The following is an 8,998-nucleotide window of genomic DNA, read 5'->3' as shown; positions in this document are numbered from 1 at the left end:
CGGCACGACGCCCTCGTCCAGAGCCGACAGCGCGCCGTGCCACCAGGTGAGCCGCATCTGCCCGATCAGCGGATCGCGCGCCGACCATACGATGCGCGCCAGCGTCGCGTCCAGCGCCAGCAGCGCCGCCAGGCCCGCGCGCCGGTCCGCCGGCGCATAGCTAAGCACCAGCGCGCGCTCGGGATCGGGGGCGGGATCGGGGGCGGCGGCGGCGGCGGGGGGCTCTAACGGGTTCTTCATTGTCTTTCCTGTAGCGGATGCGGCGGGGCGATGCCCGGGCGATCGTCCCGGACCGCGACAGCATCGGGACGGGATGGCCGTATGGCGTGGCGCAGGAGACCGGATCGCGGCGGCGGCTTCATCGGCCGGTTGCGGCGCGACGTCGCCGGCAACACGCTGGCGATCATGGCCGCCGCGCTGATCCCGATCCTCGGGCTCGCCGGATCGGCGGTCGACACCGCGCGCCTGTACGTCGTCAAGGTCCGCCTCCAGCAGGCCTGCGACACGGGGGCGCTCGCGGCGCGCAAGAGCATGGCGACCAACGGGCTGACGTCCCTCGACACCGCGGCGCAGGCGCAGGGCAAGGCGTTCTTCGCCAACAACTTCAGCAGCGGGTACATGGGCACGCCGGCCTTCACGAACGCCACGGCGCCCTATCCGTTCGTGTCCGCGGACACGTCGGACCACCAGGTCCAGGGCAATGCGAGCGTGGACGTGCCGATGACGCTGATGGCGATGCTGCCGTTCGGCGCGAAGACCCAGACGATCAGGGTCACCTGCCAGGCGCGCTACGACACGCCCGACACCGACATCGTCTTCGTGCTCGACACGACGGGGTCGATGGCGTGCCTGCCCGGCGACACCGACGCCGACTGCGACACCTATGTGAAGAACAACGCCGCCAAGCCCTACACCCGTCCCGCCGACTCCTCCCTCAACGCGTCGGACGGCGACACCGGCAGCGCGAACGACAGCGTCGCGGGCTATCCCGGCTCCACCAGCTATGCGGTGCCCGAGAAGAGCGGGTCCAAGATCGCGGCCGTGCGAACCGCGGTCATCAACTTCGCCGCGACCGTCACGAACAACATCGCCAAGACGCAGACGCGGATCCGCTATGGCTTCGTGCCGTACAGCTCCACGGTGAACGCGGGCAAGGCGATCATGAACGCCAGCCCCGGCTACATGATCGGCGGCGCGGGGTCGAGCGGCGCCACGACCTGGACCTTCCAGTCGCGCTACATCGACCCCGCCAACACGAACAGCCAGTATGTGGTGCCCAGCACCAGCCAGAACCCCAATCCCGTCACGACCACCGACGGCACGAGCCAGTCGAACTGCACCGGATCGACCCGCACGCCCGCCGCGGCGACGGGTCAGCCCTATACGTTCAACGCCGGCAGCAGCGCGACGATCGCCACCAGGGCATGGAGCGCGCAGGCCGCCAAATGCCAGGTCACGACGACGACCTACGGACCGTCGTGGACCTATGGCCCGATCCCGTTCGACGTCCGCAACTTCCTGGTCAACAGATCGGTGAGCGATCCCAGCAAGCTCGACGGCACCACCAGCAGCTGGCAAGGCTGCATCGAGGAGCGCAGGACCACGCCGGGCGTGATGACCTTCAGCCCCACCTCGCTGCCGGCCGACCTCGATCCCGATCTTGCTCCCACGAACGACGACACGCGCTGGCGTCCGATGTGGCCGGACGTGATCTACTGGCGCAACTACAGCATATCGGGCGGCACCTTCTTCGGCAGCACCGGCAACGCCATGGACTCGGCGGGCAACGCCGGCGACACCGACAAGACGTCCTTCTACTACAGCAGCAACGCGCCCAACGCCTTCTCGCTTCAATATTACGGCAACGGCGTCCTCGCGGCGGGCGGTTCAATCGCCTGCGGCAAACCCATCCGCCGCGTGTCGGTGCTGACGCAGCAGGACGTCGCCAACTACGTCAACGCCAGCGATTTCGTGCCGCTGGGCGGCACCTATCACGACACCGGCATGATCTGGGGCACGCGGCTCCTGTCGACGGTCGGCCCCTTTGGAAGCGACCTCACGCCGCAGCCCGGCGCGGTGCCGACGAACAAGGTCATCATCTTCCTGACCGACGGCGCGATGTCGCCGTCGCTCAGCGTGTACGGCATGTACGGCCTCGAATATTTCGACAAGCGCGTGACGAACGGCGACTACAGCCCGACGTCGAGCAACCCGAACACCAACCAGACCGCCTATCACAACGCCCGGTTCCTCGCCGAATGCGCAAAGGCGAGGGCGATGAACGTCAGCGTCTGGACGATCATGCTGACGACGAACACCACCGCGACCGCCCCCCTCCAGCAGTGCGCGACGACGTCGGCCCAGTCGCTCGTCACCGCCAAGGGCGACGACCTGAACACCAAGTTCCAGAACATCGCCGCGCAGATCGCCAAGCTCAGGATCTCCCAATGATCGTCCGCCTCCTGCGCGACGCGCGCGGCGCGACGATCATCGAGTTCGCGATCGTCTGCCCGGTGATGATCCTCGCCATCATGGGGCTGGGCGACCTGCTGTATCAGCAGTACGTCCAGTCGATCCTGTCGGGCGTGGTGCAGAAGGCGGGACGCGACTCCACGATCCAGTCCGCCGCCACGTCCACCATCGACGGCAAGGTCGTGGCGATGATGAACACGCTGCTGCCCGCGCCGACCCAGTCGTGCCCGAGCGCCACCGCGGCGACCTGGTGCTCGACGCGGTACACCTACGACAACTTCACCGAGGTCGCGCCCGAGCCGTTCGTCGACACCAACAACAACCAGCGTTGCGACAACGGGGAGTCGTTCACCGACGTCAACGCCAACCATGTATGGGACGCCAATCCGGGCGCCAGCGGCCAGGGCAGCGCGAACGCCGTCACGCTCTACTCCATGACGATCACCTACCAGCGGCTGTTTCCGGTCGCGGGGCTGCTCGGCTTCTCGCCGACCGCGACGATCCAGGCGGCCACCCTGCTGAAGAACCAGCCCTATGCGGCCCAGGCGACGACGACGACCATCCAGGGGAACTGCCCGTGAGCGTCGCCCGCCTCCCCGCCCGGCACGTCGCGCGGCTGGCCTCGTTCGCCCGGCGCCTGCGCGACGACCGCGGCGGGCTGGCGCTGCTCGAGTTCGCCTTCACGGCGCCGCTGCTGCTGGGCGCCGGCCTGTACGGCGTGGAGACGGCGAACCTGGCGCTGGTCAACCTGCGCGTCAGCCAGATCACGCTCAACCTAGCCGACGACGCCGCCCGCGTCGGCGACACGCCGGTCAATGCGACCAAGGCCAATGTCCAGCAGCTCCGCGAAGTCGACGTGAACGACGTGCTGCAGGCCGCGCGCTATCAGGGCGGCGGCATCAACCTGACGACGAACGGCCGGATCATCATATCCAGCCTGGAGAACGTGAAGCAGCCGAACTACGACCTGACCGCGGTGCAGCGCATCCACTGGCAACGCTGTCTGGGGAAGATGGGCCAGAGGGCCGCCGATGCGGCCTACAACTCGCACTACGGCACCGCCACGCCGATGGCGACCGCCGGCACCGACGCCACCGCCGCCAACGCCGGCACGTTCCAGCTTGGCGGGATGGGAGACGCGAACACGACGGTGAACGCGCCGCCGGACGGCGCGGTGATGTTCATCGAGGTCAACTATCAGTACCAGCCGCTCATCTCCGCCTATCTGACGGCGGGCGGCAACCGCATCCACTATATCGCGTCGTTCATCGTGCGCGACAACCGCGACTTCTCGCAGCTCTTCAATCCCGTCACGACGCCCGCGACGAAGCCGTCGACCTGCGACCTCTACAGTGCGTGACGGGATGCGTGACGGGGCACGTGACGGGGCGGGGGCCGGGGCCGGGGCGTCCGCACCCCGCCCTCAGCGGTAGCAGACCTTCTTCACCGCGCTCACCACCTTGTCCGACGTGACCAGCGCCAACTGCTCCAGATTGGCGGCATAGGGCATCGGCACGTCCTCGTTCGTCACGCGCAGCACCGGCGCGTCGAGGTCGTCGAAGCCGTACTCCATGCACAGCATCGCGATCTCGGATGCGATGCTGCACGTCGGCCAGCCTTCCTCCACCACCACCAGCCGGTTGGTCTTGCCCAGGCTTTTCAGCACCGTGTCGCGGTCGAGCGGGCGCAGCGTGCGCAGGTCGATCACCTCCGCCTCGATTCCCTCGCCGGCCAGCTTCTCGGCCGCCTCCAGCGCCAGGCCGACGCCGATCGAATAGGACACGATCGTCACGCCCGTCCCCTCGCGCATCACGCGGGCCTTGCCGATCGGCAGCACCCAGTCGTCCAGCTTCGGCACCTCGAAGCTGCGGCCATAGAGCAGCTCGTTCTCCAGGAACACGACCGGATCCTCGGTCCGGATCGCGGCCTTGAGCAATCCCTTGGCGTCGGCGGCGTCATAGGGCGCGATGACGATCAGTCCGGGAACGCTGGCGTACCAGGGCGCATAGTTCTGCGAATGCTGCGCGCCGACGCGCGACGCGGCGCCGTTCGGCCCGCGGAACACCATCGGGCAGCGCATCTGGCCGCCCGACATGTAGTTCGTCTTGGCCGCCGAGTTGACGATGTGGTCGATCGCCTGCATCGCGAAGTTGAACGTCATGAACTCGACGATCGGACGAAGCCCGCCCATCGCCGCGCCGGTGCCGATCCCGGCGAACCCGTATTCGGTGATCGGCGTGTCGATGACGCGCGCGTCGCCGAACTCGTCGAGCAGGCCCTGCGTCACCTTGTAGGCGCCCTGGTATTGCGCGACCTCCTCGCCCATCACGAAGATGCGGTCGTCGGCGCGCATCTCCTCCGCCATCGCGTCGCGCAACGCCTCGCGCACGGTCTGGCGGACCGTCTCGGTGCCGGCGGGTATCTCGGGGTCGCCCGCCGCATCGCGGCTCGCGGCCTCGAACAGCTGGCGCACGCCGGTCGGCACCTGGGCGGGCACGCTGCCCTCCGCCACGCGATCGGCGGGCTGCTCCGCCCTCGCGCCGACGGTCGCGTCCTCGCCCGCGCGGCTTTCGGCTGCGGCGGCCGGTTCTGGCACCGACTCTGGCGTTGCGTCGGCGCTCTCGCCCTCTTGCGCCAGCGTCATTAACACCGTGCCGACCTTCACATGATCGGTCCCTTCCGCGACCAGGATGCGCCCGACGATGCCCTCGTCGACCGCCTCGAACTCCATGGTCGCCTTGTCGGTCTCGATCTCGGCCATGACGTCGCCGGACTTCACCGCGTCGCCTTCGCCGACCAGCCATTTCGAAAGCGTCCCCTCCTCCATCGTCGGCGACAGGGCGGGCATCTTGATCTCGATCGGCATCAGTTCACCAGGCAAAGGGGCGTCGTTGCGGGCGCAGCGAAGCAATCGGGAAGTTCGCGCGCGACGCCGGGTCGCCTCGCCGCGCTCGCGATGACGACGGGCGTCATCAATAGCTTTCCACCAGCACGTCGGTATAAAGTTCGGCCGGATCGGGCTCGGGCGTCTGCTCGGCGAAGTCGGCCGCCTCGTTCACCGTGCGGCGGATGTCGGTCTCGATCTTCTTCAGCTCGTCGGCCCCCACACCCTGTGTCTCCAGCAGCTTCCTGACATGCTCGATCGGGTCGGACTTGTCGCGCACCGCCTGCACCTCGTCGCGCGATCGGTACTTGGCGGGATCGCTCATCGAGTGGCCGCGATAACGGTACGTCTTCATCTCCAGGATGATCGGCCCCTTGCCCGCACGGACCCAGGCTAGCGCCTCCTCGGCCGCGCCGCGGCAGGCCAGCACGTCCATCCCGTCGACCTGTATGCCGGAGATGCGGAAGCTCTCGCCGCGCCGGTACAGCTGGTCCTCGCTGGACGCGCGGTTGACGGACGTGCCCATCGCATACTGGTTGTTCTCGATCACGTAGATGACCGGCAGCTTCCACAGCTCGGCCATGTTGAAGCTCTCGTACACCTGCCCCTGGTTGGCGGCGCCGTCGCCGAAATAGGCGAGGCAGACGCCCCCGTCGCCGCGATACTTGTGCGCGAAGCCGAGCCCCGTGCCCAGCGACACCTGGGCGCCGACGATGCCGTGCCCGCCGTAGAACTTGTGCTCGACGCTGAACATGTGCATCGAGCCGCCCTTGCCCTTGGAGATGCCGGCGGCGCGACCCGTCAGCTCCGCCATCACGTCGCTCGGCGGGATGCCGGACAGCAGCATGTGGCCGTGGTCGCGATAGCCGGTGATGACGCTGTCCTTGTCCGACAGGGCTCGCTGAAGGCCGACCGCGACCGCCTCCTGACCGATATACAGGTGGCAGAATCCGCCGATCAGCCCCAGGCCATAGAGCTGCCCCGCCTTTTCCTCGAAGCGGCGGATCAGCAGCATGTCCTTGTAGAAGGACAGAAGCTCTTCCTTGCTGGCGTCATAGGGCGCAGGCTCGCCCGGGCGCTCGCAGTTGGGAAGGGGCGGCTCGGCGGCGATACGGCTGGCGGGGGCTTGGGCCACGATGGTAGGACCTCATGCTGTAAAGCCGTCGCTATAGGCGCGGACGGCGGGCAAGGGCAACGGCGGGACGCGCGTGGATCATGATCCGGACGCCACGGCCCGGCGGGCGCCGGCGAAGCCTGTACCCCTGTTCCCCTGTTCCCCTGTTCCCCTGTTCCCCTGTTCCCCTGTCGCCCGGCGGCGCTTATGGCGCAAGGCGCATGCATTCCCCTCCCCATCCGTTCCGCATCCCCAACTTCCGCGCCTACTGGATCGCCCGCCTGGCGATGACGCTGGCGCAGAACGGCATGATAATCGTGATCGGCTGGCAGGCCTATGCGATCGCCCGGCGGACGATGGACCAGAGCCACGCCGCCACGCAGCTCGGCCTGATCGGCCTGTGCCAGTTCCTGCCGCTGTTCCTGACGACGCCGGTCACGGGGCTGATCGCGGACCGGTTCGATCGGCGCCACATCGTGCGCGTCACCGTGTTCCTGCAGCTGTTGTGTGCGGCGGCGCTTGGAGCGGCGACCTTCGCCGACGCGATGACGCTGGGCATCGTCTTCACGATCGCGGTGCTGCTGGGCCTGGCGCGCGCGTTCGCGGGGCCGGCGTTTGGGGCGCTCGCGCCCAATCTGGTCCCCAGGGAGGTGCTGCCGACCGCGATCGCGCTGTCCTCCATTTCATGGCAGACGGGGGGCATCGTCGGCCCGGCGATCGGCGGTTATGCCTATTCGATCGCGCCCACCGCGGCCTATGCGGTCGCCGCCGGGCTGTTCGCGACCGCGCTCGTTGCGGTGCTGCGGATCACGCCCGTGCCGCTGCCGGCGAGCGAAGCGCGAGCGCATCCGGTGCGCCAGATCCTGGACGGGCTCTCCTATGTCGGACAGAACAAGCTGGTGCTCGGATCGATCACGCTCGATCTGTTCGCCGTGTTCCTGGCGGGCACGAGCGCGCTGCTGCCGATCTATGCGGCCGACGTCCTGCATGTCGGCGAGCGGGGGCTGAGCCTGCTCGCGGCGGCGCCGGCCGCGGGCGCCGCGATCACCGCCGTCGTCTTCTCGATCCGGCCGATGAGGACGAACGTCGGCCCCAAGATGCTGTGGTCGGTGATCGTCTATGGAACGACGACGATCGTCTTCGCCCTCGCCAGCCACGTCACCACCCGCTTCGCGATGCCGCTCAGCCTCGCCGCGCTGGCGATCGCGGGGGCGGCGGACATGTTCTCGGTTTATATCCGCTCCAGCCTCGTCCAGCTCCATACCCCCGACGCGATGCGCGGGCGGGTGGGCGCGGTGTCGCAGCTCGCCATATCCGCCTCGAACGAACTGGGCGAGGCGGAGTCGGGCTTCCTTGCGTCCGCGCTCGGGCCGATCGGCGCGGTGCTGGTCGGCGGCGGCGGCGCGATCGCCGTCACGATACTGTGGACCTTCCTGTTCCCCGCGCTGCGCCGGGCGCGGACCTTCGACCCGCCGGCGTCGTTGACCGACGACGGCAAAGCCCTCGCACTGGAGACAAAGCCATGAAGGCCGACACGATCCTCGACACGATCGGCAACACCCCCGTGGTCCGTGTGGCCCGGCTCTTCCCGGAGTCGGAAGTGTGGATCAAGTCCGAACGGTCGAACCCCGGCGGATCGATCAAGGACCGCATCGCGCTCGCGATGATCGAGGCGGCGGAAGCGGACGGCCGGCTGAAGCCCGGCGGCACGATCGTCGAGCCGACCAGCGGCAACACCGGCATCGGCCTGGCGATGGTCGCGGCGGTGAAGGGATACCGGCTGATCCTCGTCATGCCCGAGAGCATGAGCGTGGAGCGCCGCCGGCTGATGCTCGCCTATGGCGCGACCTTCGACCTCACCCCGCGCGAGAAGGGGATGAAGGGCGCGATCGAACGCGCGATCGAGATCGCCGCCGCGACGCCCGACGCCTGGATGGCGCAGCAGTTCGACAACCCCGCCAACATCGACGTCCATGTCGCGACGACCGCCCAGGAGATCCTGCGCGACTTCGCCGGGACGCCGATCGACGTCCTCATCACCGGTGTCGGCACCGGCGGCCACATCACCGGCGTGGCGCAGGTGCTGCGCGCCGAGTGGCCGCATCTCCAGGTCTATGCCGTGGAGCCCGCCGCGTCGCCCGTCATCGCCGGCGGCCAGCCCGGCCCGCACCCGATCCAGGGCATCGGCGCCGGCTTCATCCCCGCGAACCTCCACACCGACCTGCTCGACGGCGTGATCGAGGTCGACGCCGCGGTCGCCAAGGACATGGCCCGCCGCTCCGCGCGAGAGGAAGGCATGCTGGTCGGCATATCGTCGGGCGCGACGCTGGCGGCGATCCTTCAGAAGCTGCCCGACCTGCCCGACGGCGCGCGCGTGCTGGGCTTCAACTACGATACCGGGGAGCGTTACCTGTCGGTGCCGGACTTCCTGCCGGAAGGTTGATGGCCGCGTCCACGCGCGCGGACGCCGCCCCGCTGGACCTCGCCGACGATCGCCGGGTCGTCCGGCTCCGGCCCGCGCCGCCGAC

General features: G+C 68.6%; 8 protein-coding genes. 5 read left to right on the top strand and 3 right to left on the bottom strand.

Annotation, left to right across the window (positions count from 1 at the left end; all coding sequences use genetic code 11):
- A partial coding sequence (locus HUV01_RS08540) for a squalene/phytoene synthase family protein (RefSeq protein WP_368040011.1) occupies positions 1-240 on the bottom strand: 240 nt, incomplete at its 3' end.
- 81 nt (positions 241-321) lie between these two features.
- Here HUV01_RS08540 and HUV01_RS08535 point away from each other — a divergent pair.
- From HUV01_RS08535 to HUV01_RS08525, 3 genes are read left to right on the top strand one after another with little or no spacing between them, the layout of a single operon-like run.
- The gene (locus tag HUV01_RS08535; protein WP_174297866.1) at positions 322-2,451 is read left to right on the top strand and encodes a TadE/TadG family type IV pilus assembly protein; all 2,130 of its coding nucleotides are present in this window, start codon (positions 322-324) and stop codon (positions 2,449-2,451) included.
- Positions 2,448-3,053, top strand: coding sequence for a TadE/TadG family type IV pilus assembly protein (locus tag HUV01_RS08530; RefSeq protein ID WP_174297865.1), 606 nt, complete (start codon positions 2,448-2,450; stop codon positions 3,051-3,053). The genes HUV01_RS08535 and HUV01_RS08530 overlap by 4 nt, the downstream gene beginning before the upstream one ends.
- A complete protein-coding gene (locus tag HUV01_RS08525; protein ID WP_254606512.1) occupies positions 3,050-3,832 on the top strand; it encodes a TadE/TadG family type IV pilus assembly protein in 783 nt (260 codons plus the stop codon). The genes HUV01_RS08530 and HUV01_RS08525 overlap by 4 nt, the downstream gene beginning before the upstream one ends.
- Positions 3,833-3,895: 63 nt before the next feature.
- Here the strand turns inward: HUV01_RS08525 and HUV01_RS08520 are convergent, their stop codons facing one another.
- Together HUV01_RS08520 and pdhA are read right to left on the bottom strand one after the other, a co-directional pair.
- Positions 3,896-5,338 (bottom strand): pyruvate dehydrogenase complex E1 component subunit beta, encoded by a 1,443-nt coding sequence (locus HUV01_RS08520; RefSeq protein ID WP_174297864.1) that lies wholly within the window; start codon positions 5,336-5,338, stop codon positions 3,896-3,898.
- 106 nt (positions 5,339-5,444) lie between these two features.
- Positions 5,445-6,491, bottom strand: coding sequence for a pyruvate dehydrogenase (acetyl-transferring) E1 component subunit alpha (gene pdhA / locus HUV01_RS08515; RefSeq protein ID WP_174297863.1), 1,047 nt, complete (start codon positions 6,489-6,491; stop codon positions 5,445-5,447).
- 200 nt (positions 6,492-6,691) lie between these two features.
- Between pdhA and HUV01_RS08510 the strand changes: the two genes are divergently transcribed.
- Positions 6,692-7,996 carry an MFS transporter gene (locus HUV01_RS08510; RefSeq protein ID WP_174297862.1) on the top strand — a complete coding sequence of 435 codons (1,305 nt, stop codon included), beginning with the start codon at positions 6,692-6,694 and terminating at the stop codon, positions 7,994-7,996.
- Complete coding sequence (gene cysK, locus HUV01_RS08505) at positions 7,993-8,913, top strand: cysteine synthase A (RefSeq protein ID WP_174297861.1); 921 nt, start codon at positions 7,993-7,995, stop codon at positions 8,911-8,913. Before HUV01_RS08510 ends, cysK begins: the two co-directional genes overlap by 4 nt.
- Positions 8,914-8,998: the final 85 nt, after the last annotated feature.

It is taken from the genome of Sphingomonas bacterium (assembly GCF_903643035.1).
In the GTDB taxonomy this organism is placed as follows: Bacteria; Pseudomonadota; Alphaproteobacteria; order Sphingomonadales; family Sphingomonadaceae; genus Sphingomonas.
This window is presented reverse-complemented; position numbering and strand designations above follow the sequence as displayed.